At 62.9% G+C, this 15,483-nt stretch carries 16 protein-coding genes; 3 read left to right on the forward strand and 13 right to left on the reverse strand.

Going from position 1 to position 15,483, the window contains the following annotated elements; translation table 11 throughout:
* Positions 1-146: 146 nt before the first annotated feature.
* Positions 147-350, reverse strand: a complete 204-nt coding sequence (locus G1E_RS07810) for a hypothetical protein (protein ID WP_009684756.1) — start codon at positions 348-350, stop codon at positions 147-149.
* 261 nt (positions 351-611) lie between these two features.
* Here G1E_RS07810 and G1E_RS07815 point away from each other — a divergent pair, with 261 nt between their 5' ends.
* Both G1E_RS07815 and G1E_RS07820 read left to right on the forward strand, forming a co-directional pair.
* A complete protein-coding gene (locus G1E_RS07815) occupies positions 612-1,286 on the forward strand; it encodes a heavy metal response regulator transcription factor (protein WP_009684757.1) in 675 nt (224 codons plus the stop codon).
* Entirely contained in the window at positions 1,283-2,665 is a 1,383-nt protein-coding gene (locus tag G1E_RS07820) for a heavy metal sensor histidine kinase (protein WP_009684758.1), read from the forward strand. The genes G1E_RS07815 and G1E_RS07820 overlap by 4 nt, the downstream gene beginning before the upstream one ends.
* 46 nt (positions 2,666-2,711) lie before the next feature.
* Here the strand turns inward: G1E_RS07820 and pdxJ are convergent, their stop codons facing one another.
* From pdxJ to rpoE, 10 genes are all read right to left on the reverse strand, one after another.
* Positions 2,712-3,434, reverse strand: a complete 723-nt coding sequence (pdxJ, locus tag G1E_RS07825; RefSeq protein WP_220460431.1) for a pyridoxine 5'-phosphate synthase — start codon at positions 3,432-3,434, stop codon at positions 2,712-2,714.
* A gap of 61 nt (positions 3,435-3,495) precedes the next feature.
* Positions 3,496-4,179 (reverse strand): DNA repair protein RecO, encoded by a 684-nt coding sequence (gene recO, locus G1E_RS07830; RefSeq protein ID WP_009684760.1) that lies wholly within the window; start codon positions 4,177-4,179, stop codon positions 3,496-3,498.
* 165 nt (positions 4,180-4,344) lie between these two features.
* Positions 4,345-5,247, reverse strand: a complete 903-nt coding sequence (gene era, locus G1E_RS07835) for a GTPase Era (protein ID WP_003252061.1) — start codon at positions 5,245-5,247, stop codon at positions 4,345-4,347.
* Positions 5,240-5,929 (reverse strand): ribonuclease III, encoded by a 690-nt coding sequence (gene rnc / locus G1E_RS07840; protein ID WP_009684761.1) that lies wholly within the window; start codon positions 5,927-5,929, stop codon positions 5,240-5,242. Before rnc ends, era begins: the two co-directional genes overlap by 8 nt.
* 163 nt (positions 5,930-6,092) lie before the next feature.
* Positions 6,093-6,947, reverse strand: a complete 855-nt coding sequence (gene lepB / locus G1E_RS07845) for a signal peptidase I (RefSeq protein WP_009684762.1) — start codon at positions 6,945-6,947, stop codon at positions 6,093-6,095.
* 5 nt (positions 6,948-6,952) lie between these two features.
* Positions 6,953-8,752 (reverse strand): translation elongation factor 4, encoded by a 1,800-nt coding sequence (lepA, locus tag G1E_RS07850; protein ID WP_029886108.1) that lies wholly within the window; start codon positions 8,750-8,752, stop codon positions 6,953-6,955.
* A 181-nt stretch (positions 8,753-8,933) separates the two neighbouring features.
* Positions 8,934-10,367, reverse strand: a complete 1,434-nt coding sequence (locus tag G1E_RS07855) for a DegQ family serine endoprotease (RefSeq protein WP_029886109.1) — start codon at positions 10,365-10,367, stop codon at positions 8,934-8,936.
* A gap of 176 nt (positions 10,368-10,543) precedes the next feature.
* A complete protein-coding gene (locus tag G1E_RS07860; protein ID WP_009684765.1) occupies positions 10,544-11,509 on the reverse strand; it encodes a MucB/RseB C-terminal domain-containing protein in 966 nt (321 codons plus the stop codon).
* Positions 11,510-11,521: 12 nt separating this feature from the next.
* Complete coding sequence (locus tag G1E_RS07865; RefSeq protein ID WP_009684766.1) at positions 11,522-12,112, reverse strand: sigma-E factor negative regulatory protein; 591 nt, start codon at positions 12,110-12,112, stop codon at positions 11,522-11,524.
* Positions 12,113-12,143: 31 nt separating this feature from the next.
* The gene (rpoE, locus tag G1E_RS07870; protein ID WP_003252049.1) at positions 12,144-12,725 is read right to left on the reverse strand and encodes an RNA polymerase sigma factor RpoE; all 582 of its coding nucleotides are present in this window, start codon (positions 12,723-12,725) and stop codon (positions 12,144-12,146) included.
* A 432-nt stretch (positions 12,726-13,157) separates the two neighbouring features.
* Between rpoE and nadB the strand changes: the two genes are divergently transcribed.
* On the forward strand, positions 13,158-14,762 hold the full coding sequence (nadB, locus tag G1E_RS07875) for an L-aspartate oxidase (protein ID WP_047149741.1): 1,605 nt from the start codon (positions 13,158-13,160) through the stop codon (positions 14,760-14,762).
* On the opposite strand, the gene G1E_RS07880 is transcribed toward nadB, so the two are convergent.
* On the reverse strand, positions 14,749-15,213 hold the full coding sequence (locus G1E_RS07880; RefSeq protein WP_047149742.1) for a protein YgfX: 465 nt from the start codon (positions 15,211-15,213) through the stop codon (positions 14,749-14,751). The genes nadB and G1E_RS07880 overlap by 14 nt on opposite strands.
* Positions 15,197-15,451 (reverse strand): succinate dehydrogenase assembly factor 2, encoded by a 255-nt coding sequence (locus tag G1E_RS07885; RefSeq protein WP_009684770.1) that lies wholly within the window; start codon positions 15,449-15,451, stop codon positions 15,197-15,199. Before G1E_RS07885 ends, G1E_RS07880 begins: the two co-directional genes overlap by 17 nt.
* Positions 15,452-15,483: the final 32 nt, after the last annotated feature.

Below are 15,483 nucleotides of genomic sequence, written 5' to 3' on the forward strand. Positions count from 1 at the left end.
TTTCTTGAGTTCAGCGCCCTGTGGGGGCGGGCGTGCCCGCGAAGGGCTGCAAAGCAGCCCCATTAACGCTTAACTGACAGGCATTACCCATGCGGGCGCCTGAAGACAGCAACGCCGGGGAGCAGTGCCGGCGCCGCTGCTGCGACTCAATCCTTGGCCACCTCACGGGCCTTCTCTTGCGCCTTGCGCTCGCGCTCGGCCACGGCCTGCTGCTTGTCGCCGTGCAGGCGCTGCTGGTCTTCGCGGAACGCTTGCCAGAACTGCCTGGAGCGCTCCGCACCGCCCTCGGCGTAGACACTGGCGCTGCCCAGGGCAAGGGTGGCCAACAGTAGGTATTTGGTCAGGTTCATCGGGGTTGCCTCGTGGTAGCCGATCAGTCAGGCCATGGTCGCAGGGGCTGGCTAACAGCAAGGTGAGGCGCGGATTACAGTCCTGCAATGTGCCGGCGCAATCGCCATGCCGGCGCCGCAACGGACAGCCAGATAACACCCGCATTACAAATCCGTTATCTACGCCTCGGCCGCTAACGCATGCCGTAACATCCTGCGCCTTGACCCTGATGTCACTACAGGGTCGAGAATCGCCCCCTTTTCACCACACCGAGCCAACCCATGCGCCTACTGATCATCGAGGACGAGCTGCGTACCGCCGATTACCTGCAGCAAGGGCTGCGCGAAAACGGCTATGTGGTCGACTGCGCCCATACCGGCACCGACGGCCTGCACCTGGCACGCCAGCACCCGTACGACCTGGTCATCCTCGACGTCAACCTGCCCGAGCTCGATGGCTGGACCGTGCTTCAGCGCCTGCGTGCCGAATCGGCGACGCGCATCATGATGCTGACCGCCCATGGCCGCCTGGCCGACCGGGTAAAGGGCCTGGACCTGGGCGCCGATGACTACCTGCTCAAACCCTTTGAGTTCCCTGAACTGCTGGCGCGCATTCGCAGCCTGCTGCGCCGCAACGACCAGCAACTGCAACCCAGTACCCTGCGGGTCGCCGACCTTGAGCTGGACCCGGGCCGCCACCGCGCCTATCGCGCCGGGCAACGCATCGACCTGACCGCCAAGGAATTCGCCCTGCTCCACCTGCTGATGCGCCAGACCGGTGAAGTGCTGTCGCGCACGCAGATCATCTCACTGGTGTGGGACATGAATTTCGATTGCGACACCAATGTGGTAGAGGTCTCGATCCGGCGCCTGCGCGCCAAGATCGACGACCCGTTCGACACCAAACTGATCCATACCCTGCGCGGTGTCGGCTACGTGCTGGAGGCGCGTTTTTGAAGACTACCAGCCTTTCTTTGCGCCTGGGGCTTAGCGTCACGCTGATGGGCGCTGCACTGGTGCTGTTGCTGGCCTGCCTGGCCGTGTTCGCCCTGGATCACGAGCTGGACAGCCGCGCACGCAAGGACCTGGCGCGCAAGATGCTGCAGGTCGAGCACAACCTGCGCGTCGATCTGCGCAGCGAGGACTTGGGCACCAGGGTCCACCCCCTGCTCGACCTGGTGATGGGGCACGACAACCTCAGCCTCAGCGTACTGGCGCAGGAAAGCCGCCACCCGCACCTGCTCAGCCTGGGGCCGGCACTGGACTCGCGCGTCGCTGAGCTGCCCACCGACGAACGCCTGGCCTTTCACGCCTGGCGCGACAGCAGCGGCAACCAGATCCTGACCGTCAGCCGGTTGATGCGCCTGCGTGACAACACCCCGGTCAAGGTGCTGATGTCGCTCAACCGCGCCGACGATAACGCCCTGTTGCAGGCGTACCTGCACTCAACCCTGCTGGCGCTGCCGCTGCTGCTGCTGCTGATTGGCGCGGGGGCCTGGTGGCTGATGCAGCGCGGCCTCAAGCCCCTGCGACATTTTCGGCGCATCGCTGGCCAGGTTTCGGCCCAGGACCTGCAGCATCGCCTGCCCGCCAGCGGCCTGCCACTGGAACTGGCTGAACTCGCGCGCAGCATCAACGTGATGCTCGACCGCCTTGACCAGGGTGTCAGCCAGCTCGCGCAGTTCTCCGACGACTTGGCGCACGAACTGCGTACCCCCTTGAGCAACCTGATGGGCAAGGCCCAGGTGACCCTGGCGCGCGAACGGGAGAACGCCAACTACCGGGAGGTGCTGGAAGACAGTATCGAGGAGCTGACCCGGCTCAACCGCATCATCAATGACATGCTGTTTCTTGCCCAGGTCAGCCAACCGCAAACCCAGGTGGCGCTCAAGCCCTTGGCGTTGGCCGACGAGACTGCCCGGGTAGTCGAGCTGTTCGCCTACAGTGCCGAGCTCAAAGGCGTAGCGCTGCGGGTGCAGGGTTGGGGCACGGCGTTGGGCGACCGGTTGATGGTTCAACGGGCGCTGTCGAACCTGTTGAGCAATGCCATACGGCACAGCCCTGAGGGTGAACCGGTCGACTTGCATATCCAGCGTACAGGCAACGAAATACGGCTATCTGTGCAGAACCGTGGCCCAGGCATCGCTGCGGCTGAGCAGCCACAGCTGTTCGAACGCTTTTACCGGGTAGGTTCGGGGCGCTCGCGGTTGGAGGGCGGGACCGGCTTGGGGCTGGCGATCGTCAAATCGATCATGCAACTGCACGGCGGGCGGGTTGAGGTGAGCAGCAGCCCCTTGGGGCCGACCCGCTTCACGCTGGTGTTTCCTGCCGAGTGATCGGCCGCCTGTACCCGCGAATAGGCCGGTACAGGCAACTGACAGATCAGCGCGAAGCCGCGACGATCAACGCCTTCATCTCGGCCACTGCAGCCTTGAAGCCCACGAACAGGGCATGCGCCACCAATGCGTGGCCAATGTTCAGCTCATTGATACCCTTGATCGCCGCCACAGCCTCGACGTTGTGGTAATGCAGGCCATGGCCGGCATTGACGATCAGCCCCTGACCCACGCCAAACGCCACACCGTCGACAATGCGCCGCAGCTCATCGGCCACCTCGGCTGGGGTTTGCGCGTCGGCATAGCGCCCGGTGTGCAGCTCGATGGCGGGGGCGCCGACCCGGCGTGAGGCCTCGATCTGCCGCTCGTCAGCATCGATGAACAGCGACACTTCGGCGCCAGTGCGTGCCAGGCGTTCCACCGCCGCCTTGATCCGTGCCTCCTGCCCGGCCACGTCCAGGCCACCTTCGGTGGTCAGCTCCTGACGGGTTTCAGGCACCAGGCAAATGTGCGCCGGGCGAATTTTCTCGGCAAAGGCCATCATCTCTTCGGTGACGCCCATTTCGAAGTTCATGCGCGTCTGCAGCACGTCCTTGAGCAGCACCACGTCGCGCTCCTGAATGTGCCGGCGATCTTCGCGCAGGTGCACGGTAATGCCATCGGCGCCTGCTTCCTCGGCATCCAGGGCAGCCTTGACCGGGTCAGGGTAACGCGTGCCGCGGGCCTGGCGCAGGGTTGCCACGTGGTCGATGTTGACGCCAAGAAGCATGCGGTTGCTGTGAGTCACGAAAGGCTCTCCTGAAGATTGAGGCCCACAGCATACGTCGTGATCAGCGCTTGCGAAACAGTTCCCGGCTGACCAGTGGCTTGCCGCCCAGGTGAACGGCCAGGGCCTGGCGCATCAGGCGCTTGGCGGCGAGCAAGGCACCGTCCGCGCTCCAATCGGCTTGCGCCAGGGCCAGCAGCTCGGTGCCGCGGAACAAGCCGGGTTGCACCAGCTCGACCCGTTCCAGGCCTGCGTCCACGCGCAAGCGGTACAGGCCATCGGCGGCAATGGGGTAGTCGTTGACGTCCTGGCTCAGGGAAAACGCGTAACCAAGCTCATCGAGCAGCCGCCATTCGAACGAACGCAGCAGCGGCTCCAGCGGGCGCCCCTCGGCCAAGGCCTGCAGGGTGAGTGCGTAGTGCTCGAAAAGGGCCACGAATGGCGCCTCGGCAGGCAGCAGGCGCATCAGCAACTCGTTGAGGTACAGCCCGCTGAACAGTGCATCGCCATGCAACCAGGCGGCGATGCCGGCGCTGTCCATGCGCCCGACATTCTTCAGCTCGCCACGCCCGCGCAGTTCGAGCTCCAGCGGCACGAACGGCCGTACCAGGCTGCCACCCTTGCCGCGCGCACGGCGCAGTACCGCGCGCATGCGGCCCTGCGGGGTAAAAAAGTCCACCAGCGCACTGGTTTCCTTGTAGGCGCGGCTGTGCAGCACATAGGCTGGCTGGCCGACAGGTTGTTCCATGGGAGATCACTCGTTCCCTGTAGCCAGGAAAACCGCACAGTGGGGCGGCTGTGCAGCCCATCGCCGGCAAGCCACACACCGACCGCATCGCACCCAGGGCTTGTGCAGCACCTGTGGCAACTGGCTTGCCGGCGATGGGCCGCACCGCGGCCCCAACAGTATGGCTTACAGGTCGCCGTAACCCAGCGAACGCAACGCGCGCTCATCGTCGGACCAGCCACCTTTCACCTTGACCCACAGGTTGAGCATGACCTTGGAGTCGAACAGCACTTCCATGTCTTTGCGCGCCTCGGAGCCGATGCGCTTGATGCGCTCGCCCTTGTCGCCAATGATGATCTTTTTCTGGCCATCGCGCTCAACCAGGATCAGCGCGTGGATGTGCAGCACGTGCCCCTGCTGCTTGAATTCCTCGATCTCCACGGTGATCTGGTAAGGCAACTCGGCCCCCAGCTGGCGCATGATCTTCTCGCGCACCAGTTCGGCCGCCAGGAAACGGCTGCTGCGGTCGGTGATCTGGTCTTCCGGGAAGAAATGGTCATTTTCCGGCAGGTGCTTGGCGATCTGCGCTTCCAGCGCCTCGAGGTTATGGCCCTGCTGCGCAGAAATCGGCATCACCTCGGCGTTCGGCAATTGCTCCTGCAGCCATTGCAAGTGCGGGATCAGCTCGGCCTTCTCTTCCATGCGGTCGGTCTTGTTGACCGCGATGATCAGCGGCCCGGTCACGTACTGCACGCGCTCCAGCACCAGTTGGTCCTCGTCGGTCCACTTGGTACGGTCGACCACGAAGATCACCACATCGACGTCTTTCAAGGCCGCCGAAGCATTGCGGTTCATGTAGCGGTTCAGGGCCTTGTCGTTGGCCTTGTGCATGCCAGGGGTATCGACGTAGATCGCCTGCACATCACCTTCGGTCTTGATGCCGAGCATGTTGTGGCGGGTGGTCTGCGGCTTGCGCGAGGTAATCGCCAGCTTCTGGCCGAGGATGTGGTTGAGCAGGGTCGACTTGCCCACGTTCGGGCGGCCGACAATGGCTACATAGCCGCAGCGGGTCGGGTTGCTATCAGTCATTGCCATTCTCCACGCCCAGGGCGATCAGTGCAGACGCAGCGGCAACTTGCTCGGCAATACGCCGGCTAACGCCTTGGCCACGGCTCTTGTTGTTCAGCAGCACCACTTCGCATTCGACGAAAAAGGTGCGGCAGTGCGGCTCGCCCTGGATATCCACCACTTCGTAGCGCGGCAGCTCGCAGCTGCGCGACTGCAGGAACTCTTGCAGGCGGGTTTTCGGGTCCTTGTTGGTGTCGACCAGGGTCAGGCCCTCGAACTCATTGGCCAGCCAGGCCAGCACGCGCTCGCGGGCGGTTTCCATGTCGGCGTCCAGGTAAATGGCGCCAATCAGTGCTTCCAGCGCATCGGCAAGGATCGACTCGCGGCGAAAACCACCGCTCTTGAGCTCGCCGGACCCCAGGCGCAGGTACTCACCAAGGTCGAAGCCACGGGCCAGGCGGGCCAGGGTTTCGCCCTTGACCAGCCGCGCCCGCAGGCGCGACAGCTGGCCTTCGCGGGCCTGCGGAAAACGCTCGAACAGCGCTTCACCGGCGACGAAGTTGAGAATGGCGTCACCCAGGAACTCCAGGCGCTCGTTGTTGCGCCCGGCGTAACTGCGATGGGTCAGCGCCAGGAGCATCTGGTCCTGGTTCTTGAAGGTGTAGCCGAGCTTTCGCTCCAGACGGGCAAGGGAAGCACTCATGCGGCCACCCGTTGGTTATTTAACGCGTTGTTCAAATCAACATCCTGAAAGACTGTTTGGCTGTGGCCCGCCGCGCGATGTGCGGCGAATCTCCCGATCCCTGAGAACACAGCCTATGTCAGAAATGCATTCGGCGCTGTCTGCTGAACAGCGCCGATGGGTATCAATGGATCAAACCGACCCGCGACAGGTTGGGCAGGTGGCTGAGCTTGGGTTCCGGCCAGCTCATCCATACCGCGAAGGCCTTGCCGACGATGTTCCGGTCCGGAACCATGCCGTGCAGCTCCTTGGGAATGTTCGGGTCATCCCAGAAACGGCTGTCGTTGGAGTTGTCGCGGTTGTCGCCCATCATGAAGTAGTGGCCTGCCGGCACGGTCCATTGCTGGTCCGGCGGCATGCGATAGCGGCTCATTTCCTTGCGGATCAGGTGTTCGGTCTCGCCCAGCTTTTCCTTGTACAGCGTGGCGCTGCCCAAGGTGCCCGGCTCGCTACCTACCAGCTGTTCGGCAACCGGCTGGCCGTTGACGAACAGGCGCTTGTCGTTGGTATAACGCACCACATCGCCTGGCAGGCCGACCACCCGCTTGATGTAGTTGACGTTCGGGTCGCTCGGGTAACGGAACACCATGACGTCGCCGCGCTGCGGGTCACCCACTTCGATGACCTTCTTGTCGATCACCGGCAGGCGAATGCCATAGGAGAACTTGTTCACCAGGATGAAATCGCCCACTTCCAGAGTGGGTTTCATCGACCCCGAAGGGATCTGGAACGGCTCGACCAGGAACGAGCGCAGTACCAGTACGATGAACAGCACCGGGAAGAACGACTTGCCGTACTCGACCAGCAACGGTTCCTTGTTCAGGCGCTCGACCACCGCCATTTCAGGCTGGCTTACGCTGCCCTGATAGTTGGCAATTGCCGCACGCCGGCGCGGGGCCAGGAACAGCAAGTCGATCAAGCCCAGCAAACCGCAGACGAATACGGCAATGACCAGCAACAGCGGGAAATTTAGCGACATAGGACCTAGCTATCCAACCTGAGCACGGCGAGGAAGGCTTCCTGTGGAATTTCCACGTTGCCCACCTGTTTCATGCGTTTCTTACCGGCCTTCTGCTTCTCCAGCAGTTTCTTCTTACGGCTGACGTCACCACCGTAGCACTTGGCCAGTACGTTCTTTCTGAGCGCCTTGACGGTTGTCCGGGCAATGATCTGGCCGCCAATGGCTGCCTGGATCGCCACGTCGAACATCTGCCGAGGGATCAGTTCCTTCATCTTCTCGGTCAACGCACGGCCTTTGTAGGCCGCGTTGTCGCGGTGCACGATCAATGCCAGGGCATCGACCTTGTCGCCGTTGATCAGCACGTCCAGCTTGACCAGGTTGGCCGACTGGTAGCGATCAAAATGGTAATCCAGCGAAGCATAGCCGCGGCTGGTGGATTTGAGGCGGTCGAAGAAGTCCAGCACCACTTCGTTCATCGGCATGTCATAGCGCACCTGCACCTGGCTGCCGAGGAACTGCATGTCGCGCTGCACACCACGCTTCTCGATGCACAAGGTGATCACGTTACCCAGGTGCTCCTGCGGCACCAGAATGGTCGCGGTCACGATCGGCTCGCGGAAGTCGGCCACGGCTGAAACATCCGGGAGCTTGGACGGGTTGTCGACGACAATAGTTTCGCCGGTTTTCAACTCCAGCTCGTAGATCACGCTGGGTGCGGTGGTGATCAGGTCCAGGTCGTACTCGCGCTCCAGGCGCTCCTGGATGATCTCCATGTGCAGCATGCCGAGGAAGCCGCAACGGAAACCGAAGCCCAGTGCATCGGAGCTTTCCGGCATGTACTGCAGCGACGAATCGTTCAGGGTGAGCTTCTGCAGGGCATCGCGGAAGTCTTCGAAGTCGTCGGAGCTGACCGGGAACAGGCCTGCGTAGACCTGCGGCTGGATTTTCTTGAAGCCTGGGAGCACTTCGACCTCGGGGGTCGAGGACAAGGTCAGGGTGTCGCCTACCGGGGCACCGTGAATGTCCTTGATGCTGGCGATGATGAAGCCCACTTCACCGGCTTTCAGGTCGGCGGTCTGGGTGTGTTTCGGGGTGAACACCCCCACGCTGTCGACCAGATGCACCTTGCCGGTGGACTTGACCAGGATCTTGTCGCCCTTCTTGACGCGCCCCTGGCGCACGCGCACCAGCGAGACCACGCCCAGGTAGTTGTCGAACCAGGAGTCGATGATCAGCGCTTGCAGCGGCGCATCGATTTCGCCCACGGGCGCCGGGATCGAGTGCACCAGGCGCTCGAGCACCTCGTCCACGCCCATGCCGCTCTTGGCACTGCAGGCCACGGCGTCAGTGGCGTCGATACCGATGATTTTCTCGATTTCGTCCTTGACGCGGTCCGGGTCGGCCTGGGGCAGGTCCATCTTGTTGAGGACCGGCATGACCTCCAGGCCCTGCTCGATGGCGGTGTAGCAGTTGGCTACCGACTGGGCCTCTACACCCTGGCCGGCGTCGACCACCAGCAGTGCGCCTTCACAGGCTGCCAGCGAGCGCGAGACTTCGTAGGTGAAGTCGACGTGGCCGGGGGTGTCGATGAAGTTCAGCTGGTAGATCTTGCCGTCCTGCGCCTTGTAGTGCAGCGTGACGCTGTGGGCCTTGATGGTAATACCGCGTTCGCGCTCCAGGTCCATGGAGTCCAGTACCTGGGCTTCCATTTCGCGAGCCGTCAGGCCACCGCACATCTGGATGAAACGGTCGGCCAGCGTCGACTTGCCATGGTCGATGTGGGCGATGATGGAGAAATTGCGGATATGACTCAAATCACTCACGGGTCAACACTCGAAAAGGCTGCGAGCCGGACGCCCGCCGAAAAATAGCCGGGCATTGTACCTTAAGCTGTTCGCAGATGGGAGATTCCTCTGCCCGACTGTACACAACTACCCGCCAGTCAATTGTGAATATTCATGAAAAAGGGCAGCCGAAGCTGCCCTTTTCGCCCCACCTGGCCGCTTATTCAGCGAGCTTGAAGGTGATGAAGCTGGCACGGCCCTGACGCAGCACGCGCATCGACACCGAGCGGTTCTTCGGCAGTTCCTTGGCGATTTCGGTGAATTCCTTGGCCGAGCCGATGGCCTGGTTGTTCAGGTGGCTGATGACGTCACCCGGGCGCAGGCCGATGAGCGCTGCCGGACCATCCTGGACTTCCTTGATCACCACGCCGCCCTTGAGCTCGAGGGATTTTTTCTGCTCGGCGGTCAGGTCGGCGACCGCGACACCCAGGCGGTTGCTGCTGCGCTCGGTGCTGCCGTCGGCACCGGCGGTGATGTCGGCGTCGTCGTCCGGCATGGCGCCCACGGCCACGTCCAGGGTCTGGCGCTTGCCGTTGCGGATGATTTCCAGCTTGGCTTTCTCGCCATCCTTGAGGCTGCCGACCAGGTGCGGCAGGTCGGCCGACATGACGATCGGCTGGCCGTTCATGCTCAGGATCACGTCACCCACCTGCAAGCCACCCTTGGCGGCCGGGCCGTTTTCCAGCACCTGGGCTACCAGGGCGCCGGCCGGCTTGTCGAGGCCGAAGGATTCGGCCAGGTCCTTGTTGACCTCCTGAATCACCACGCCCAGCCAGCCGCGGCTGACTTTGCCGTCTTTCTTCAACTGGTTGGAAACGTCGAGCGCCACATCGATCGGGATGGCGAACGACAGGCCCATGAAGCCGCCCGAACGGGTGAAGATCTGCGAGTTGATACCCACCACTTCGCCCTTCATGTTGAACAGCGGACCACCGGAGTTACCCGGGTTGATGGCCACGTCGGTCTGGATGAACGGCACATAGGTATCGTTGGGCAGGGTGCGGCCCTTGGCGCTGACGATGCCCTTGGTCACCGAATGGTCGAAGCCGAACGGCGAACCGATGGCCAATACCCACTCGCCCACCTTGAGCTTCTCGGAGTCACCCAGTTTCACGGTGGGCAGGTTCTTGCCATCGACCTTGAGCAAGGCCACGTCGGTACGGGGATCGGTGCCGATCAGCTTGGCCTGCAGCTCACTGCGGTCCGACAGGCGGACGATGATCTCGTCGGCATCGGCGACCACATGGTTGTTGGTCAACACATAGCCATCGCTGGAAATGATGAAGCCAGAGCCCAGCGACATGGCCTCACGCTGGCGATCGCCACGGGGCGAGCGCGGCTGTTGCGGCATGTTGCGCTCGAAGAATTCGCGGAACATCGGCGGCAGGCCTTCCAGGTCCGGCATCTGGCCCTGGGCGACGCGGCGGTCCGGCAGCTTCTGCTTGGTGCTGATGTTGACCACCGCGGGCGAGGCCTGCTCGACCAGCGTGGTGAAGTCCGGCAGGGCTTCGTCGGCCTGGGCGGTGAGCGCCTGGCCGAGCATCAGCACGGTGGCGACCATCATTAGGTAGGATTTCAAGCGTGGTATTGACATACGGCTCCCGTCACAACGAGCGGTAGTTAGAAAGGCCCCTGCACAAAACAGGAAAGGCCAGGCTCCTGAAAGCCTGACCTATAGAAAATTTGCCGCAGGATTGCAAATGACAATGCTTTAATTTCATTTCAGGCGCATGCCCGGCTGCCTTTGGCACGGCCCGCAAACGGGCACCATTACTGGCGTGCCTGGGCATCCTGAGGTCGCATGGACAGGGCAACACGCTCTGCCGTACCCAGGGGGATTTCACCGACGACCGTCACCATGACCTTGCCCTTGGGCGTATTCAGGCGACGCGAAACCGCCGACGTCGGCCCAAGCTGGGTGCGCACATCGTTACCACCGTCATCCTTGACCGGCTCGAGGAACACCGAGAAGCGCGCCAGGCCATCGTCGTACATCAGGCTACTGACCGAGCTGCCAAGCTTGGGGTCGCGGTGCACGGTGCTGTTGACCAGTTCGAAGCCCGGCGGCAACCAGTCCGAACGCCAGGCGGCGATGTTGTCACTGCTGACCGAGGCCACATGCTGCACAGGCTTGCAGGCGGCGCTTGGCTGCAGGTCGCTGTCGCTGGGCAGGTCATCGGTATCGAGACGGGTCATCTGGAAGCGTTCCAGCAACTGCCCCTTGTCGTTGAGCATCAAGGAGCGCAGCGGCAGGCCGGTCTTGCGGTCCAGGTGCAATTCGAAGGCATAGCGGTGCTGGTCGCGCGGCGTGAGCGTCACAATCACCGCGTCACGCCCGGCCACGCGTGACTTGCCCGCCACGCTCAGGTCGTACCAACCCATGAGCTTAAGGGGATCAAGCACACGCGGTGCAGTATCTGGAGGGCTGGTAACCCCGCTGGCCAAGGCGCCGCTGACACACGCCACCTTGCCATCCACGCGCACGATTTCCTCGGCTGCGCCGTCGAGCTGCAATAGCCGCTCGCTGACCTTGCCGCCTTCTACCCTGTGCCAGATATCGTGGGAAGAAAAACTACCGTTGCGTTCGTAGACGAAAGCGCCTTGGTAGCTCTGTTTTTGCTCGGCCTGTGCCAGCTTGTTCAGCCATTCACTCGCCTCGGGCGAAGAATTGGCTGCCAACGCTGGCACCGTCATGCAGCTGCCAACCAGCAGCGTCAGGAGAGGTAGCGCGCGCATGAGCCTCCTTACTTAACGGTTTTCCAGGCTGGCAGCGCGGGCATACGGCAGTGCAGTTTCAGTACCCTTGAGCGCAGACTCCTGAGCATGCTGGCGCAGGTAACCTGGCAGACGCTGGTCCCAGCCGGCCTGGTTCTGCAGCACACCGTTGGCCATTGGCCCGGTCGGTTGCTCGCTGCTCTCGGTGTAACCTGCCAATACTGCAGGGCCCTGTGCTTGTGGCACGCTCACGCCCTGCTGGACCGGCTGCTGGGCAGCCAGCTCGGCACCGGTGATCTCGTCCTGGTTGTACATGCGCACACCCGCCAGCACGGCCACGGTGACCGAAGCAGCCACAGCCAGGCGGCCGATGCTGCGCCACGGGCCCTTGTTGGCCTTGGCCGGCACGGCTTCATCGGCCAGCGCCGCAGACACCGCCGAGGCGATATCCAGGTTGGGCAGCAGCAACTCCTTGTGCATGGCTGCGCGGGCTACCTGGTAACGGGACCAGGTGGCACGGGTTTCGGCTTCGTCGACGGCGTTCAACACCCGACGCAATTCCAGTTCGTCCGCTTCGTTATCCATTACCGCGGACAGCGATTCCTGCAAAGCTTCACGACTCATGGCGGTTCCTCTCTTGGCTGTCGCCGCTGTCTCAGGTTTCCTGCAACAACGGTTGCAGGGCTTTGTCTATGGCCTCCCGAGCGCGGAAGATTCGAGAGCGCACGGTACCCACCGGACATTGCATGACACTGGCAATGTCTTCGTAACTCAGGCCATCGAACTCACGCAGGGTAAGCGCCGTGCGCAGGTCTTCGGGCAGTTGCTGGATGGTGCGATGGACGGTGCCTTCGATCTCATCCCGCAACAACGAGCGCTCTGGAGACTCAAGATCCTTGAGGCCATGATCGCCGTCGTAAAACTCCGCATCCTCGGAGCTGACATCGCTGTCTGGCGGCCGTCTTCCACGGGACACCAGGTAGTTCTTCGCCGTGTTGATGGCGATGCGGTACAGCCACGTGTAAAACGCACTGTCGCCGCGGAAATTGCCAAGTGCACGGTAGGCCTTGATAAAGGCTTCCTGCGCAACATCCTGGGCCTCGTGGGTATCGTGAACGAACCGCACGATCAACCCGAGAATCTTGTGCTGATACTTCAGCACCAACAGATCGAACGCTCGCCTGTCGCCGCGCTGCACGCGCTCGACAAGTTGCTGATCCTCTTCCTGGGTTAGCATGAACACTCCTCAGTGAACTCGAAGGAGCGTTGCAACAGCCATCGCTCAGGCTTGCAACCATAGACTCGGGCTTTTCGCAAAAGTTCTCCCCTCCAAGCAAGTTTCCTGCAGCCCTTGGTCGGCTTGCACGGAAGACGAGGCACGGTCATCGCCGGCTTCGTCGATAATCAGGTTACGTGTACGCAGGGACAGCCGGGACAGGCCTGCCGCCCTGCGTCGCCGCGGCAATTTGTGGCGTGCGGGCAACCTTCATAGGATTTCCGGCCATGTCGGAAAGTTCCCACAAAGGTTGGCCACGCTGGCAGCTGGCATGGAAATTGGCCACCGGGGGCTGCTATAAAGGCAGCCCGGTCGAGCGAACAATAGTTTCACTATGCCACCTGCGCGTGGCTATTGTGCCGCGCCCCCTCCAAAGATTACTAGTGTCCCGACATGAGCCAACAATTCCAACATGATGTCCTGGTGATCGGCAGCGGTGCCGCCGGTCTCAGCCTGGCACTCAACCTCCCCAGCCACCTGCGCATCGCCGTGCTGAGCAAGGGCGACCTGGCCAATGGCTCGACCTTCTGGGCCCAGGGCGGTGTCGCTGCGGTGCTGGACAATACCGACACAGTGCAGTCGCATGTGGAGGATACCCTCAATGCCGGCGGCGGCCTGTGCCATGAAGACGCCGTACGCTTCACGGTCGAACACAGCCGCGAGGCCATACAGTGGCTGATCGAACAAGGCGTACCGTTTACCCGCGACGAGCACTACAGCGTCGACGATGGCGGCTTCGAGTTCCACCTTACCCGTGAGGGCGGCCATAGCCACCGGCGGATCATCCACGCCGCCGATGCGACCGGTGCCGCCATTTTCACCACGCTGCTCAAGCAGGCCCGCTCGCGCCCGAATATCGAGCTGCTGGAACAGCGCGTGGCAGTCGACCTGATCACCGAGCGGCGCCTGGGCCTGCCTGGCGAGCGCTGCCTGGGCGCCTATGTGCTCAACCGCAACACTGGTGAGGTCGACACCTTCGGGGCACGCTTCACCGTGCTGGCCACTGGCGGCGCGGCCAAGGTCTACCTGTACACCAGCAACCCCGACGGCGCGTGTGGCGATGGCATTGCCATGGCCTGGCGGGCCGGTTGCCGGGTGGCGAACCTGGAGTTCAACCAGTTCCACCCGACCTGCCTGTATCACCCGCAGGCCAAGAGCTTCCTGATCACCGAGGCCCTGCGTGGCGAGGGCGCCCTGCTGCGCCTGCCCAATGGCGAGCGTTTCATGCCACGTTTCGACCCGCGCGAGGAACTGGCGCCCCGCGATATCGTCGCCCGCGCCATCGACCACGAAATGAAGCGCCTGGGTGTGGACTGCGTGTACCTGGACATCACCCACAAGCCAGCCGAGTTCATCAAGGGCCACTTCCCCACCGTGTACGAGCGGTGCCTGGCGTTTGGCATCGACATCACCCGCCAGCCGATTCCGGTGGTGCCTGCCGCGCACTACACCTGCGGCGGGGTAATGGTCGACGACCGCGGCCACACCGATGTGCCGGGCTTGTACGCGATTGGCGAAACCAGTTTCACGGGCCTGCATGGCGCCAACCGCATGGCCAGCAACTCACTGCTGGAGTGCTTTGTGTATGGCCGCGCCGCGGCTGCCGACATCGAGGCCAACCTGCAGCAGGTGAGCATGCCAAGGGCTCTGCCGGGTTGGGACGCCAGCCAGGTGACCGATTCGGACGAGGACGTGATCATCGCGCACAACTGGGACGAGTTGCGGCGGTTCATGTGGGACTACGTGGGGATCGTGCGCACCAGCAAGCGCCTGCAGCGGGCGCAGCACCGCATTCGGTTGCTGCTGGATGAAATCGACGAGTTCTACAGTAACTACAAGGTCAGCCGCGACCTGATCGAACTGCGCAACCTGGCACAGGTGGCCGAGCTGATGATCCTGTCGGCGATGCAGCGCAAGGAGAGCCGCGGCTTGCATTACACCCTGGACTACCCGGGCATGCTGGACGAAGCAAAGGACACGGTGCTCAGCCCGACCTGAGCGCTGCAGCGCCCCAGCGCCGCCGGCTGAATTTCAACCGCACCCGCAACCGCCGATGCTCATCCGCGCCCAGGGCATCCGGCGGTACACACTGGCTTTGCCCCAACCAGCGCCCGGCGCGCTCAATGCGCACCACCACCAACCCAGGCAGGGCCATGCTGTCCCGGCACAGCCGCACCGGCTGCCAGCCACCACCACGGGTGTACACCTGCCAGCCGCGCACATCACGGCGCAAGCCGGTAACGGCCTGTTCATGGGTCAACAGAATACGGCGGGGAAGCGCCCAGGCAGCGTGGGCAAGGCAGGCAATGATGAGGGTAAACGCCAGCCAGGCTGGCAGCGCGCTTGCCCACGCGGCAAGCCAGGCTACCCCCTGGCATGCCAGGTAGACCGCCAGCAGCCGGCGCGAGCCCTGCCAGCGGCACTCATAACACTCACTTGGGCTGGACACGGTCCAGAATGATGCGGACCATGCGCTGCAACTCCGGGTCTTCAGACTCGGTGCGCTCCATGAACCAGCCGAACATGTCCTGATCCTCGCAGCTCAACAGGCGCACGTACAGTTCGCGGTCGGCCTCGTTGAGGGTGGGGTAGACTTCCTGGGTGAAAGGCACCAGCAGCACGTCCAGTTCCAGCATGCCGCGGCGGCTGTGCCAGAACAGCCGGTTGAGTTCAGTTTGTTCGACCATGGGGCCCTCCTCGAATGGCCCGCCAGTATACA

Source organism: Pseudomonas sp. TJI-51 (assembly GCF_000190455.2).
Classification (GTDB): Bacteria; Pseudomonadota; Gammaproteobacteria; order Pseudomonadales; family Pseudomonadaceae; genus Aquipseudomonas; species Aquipseudomonas juntendi.

What these genes read in the sequence shown, in the direction of transcription:
- rpoE (WP_003252049.1), bottom strand. Translation starts at nt 12,725, where the DNA reads ATGCTAACCCAGGAAGAGGATCAGCAACTTGTCGAGCGCGTGCAGCGC.
- rnc (WP_009684761.1), bottom strand. Translation starts at nt 5,929, where the DNA reads ATGAGTGCTTCCCTTGCCCGTCTGGAGCGAAAGCTCGGCTACACCTTC.
- G1E_RS07865 (WP_009684766.1), bottom strand. Translation starts at nt 12,112, where the DNA reads ATGAGTCGTGAAGCTTTGCAGGAATCGCTGTCCGCGGTAATGGATAAC.
- G1E_RS07860 (WP_009684765.1), bottom strand. Translation starts at nt 11,509, where the DNA reads ATGCGCGCGCTACCTCTCCTGACGCTGCTGGTTGGCAGCTGCATGACG.
- nadB (WP_047149741.1), top strand. Translation starts at nt 13,158, where the DNA reads ATGAGCCAACAATTCCAACATGATGTCCTGGTGATCGGCAGCGGTGCC.
- pdxJ (WP_220460431.1), bottom strand. Translation starts at nt 3,434, where the DNA reads ATGCTTCTTGGCGTCAACATCGACCACGTGGCAACCCTGCGCCAGGCC.
- era (WP_003252061.1), bottom strand. Translation starts at nt 5,247, where the DNA reads ATGACTGATAGCAACCCGACCCGCTGCGGCTATGTAGCCATTGTCGGC.
- G1E_RS07885 (WP_009684770.1), bottom strand. Translation starts at nt 15,451, where the DNA reads ATGGTCGAACAAACTGAACTCAACCGGCTGTTCTGGCACAGCCGCCGC.
- G1E_RS07815 (WP_009684757.1), top strand. Translation starts at nt 612, where the DNA reads ATGCGCCTACTGATCATCGAGGACGAGCTGCGTACCGCCGATTACCTG.
- recO (WP_009684760.1), bottom strand. Translation starts at nt 4,179, where the DNA reads ATGGAACAACCTGTCGGCCAGCCAGCCTATGTGCTGCACAGCCGCGCC.
- G1E_RS07810 (WP_009684756.1), bottom strand. Translation starts at nt 350, where the DNA reads ATGAACCTGACCAAATACCTACTGTTGGCCACCCTTGCCCTGGGCAGC.
- lepB (WP_009684762.1), bottom strand. Translation starts at nt 6,947, where the DNA reads ATGTCGCTAAATTTCCCGCTGTTGCTGGTCATTGCCGTATTCGTCTGC.
- G1E_RS07855 (WP_029886109.1), bottom strand. Translation starts at nt 10,367, where the DNA reads ATGTCAATACCACGCTTGAAATCCTACCTAATGATGGTCGCCACCGTG.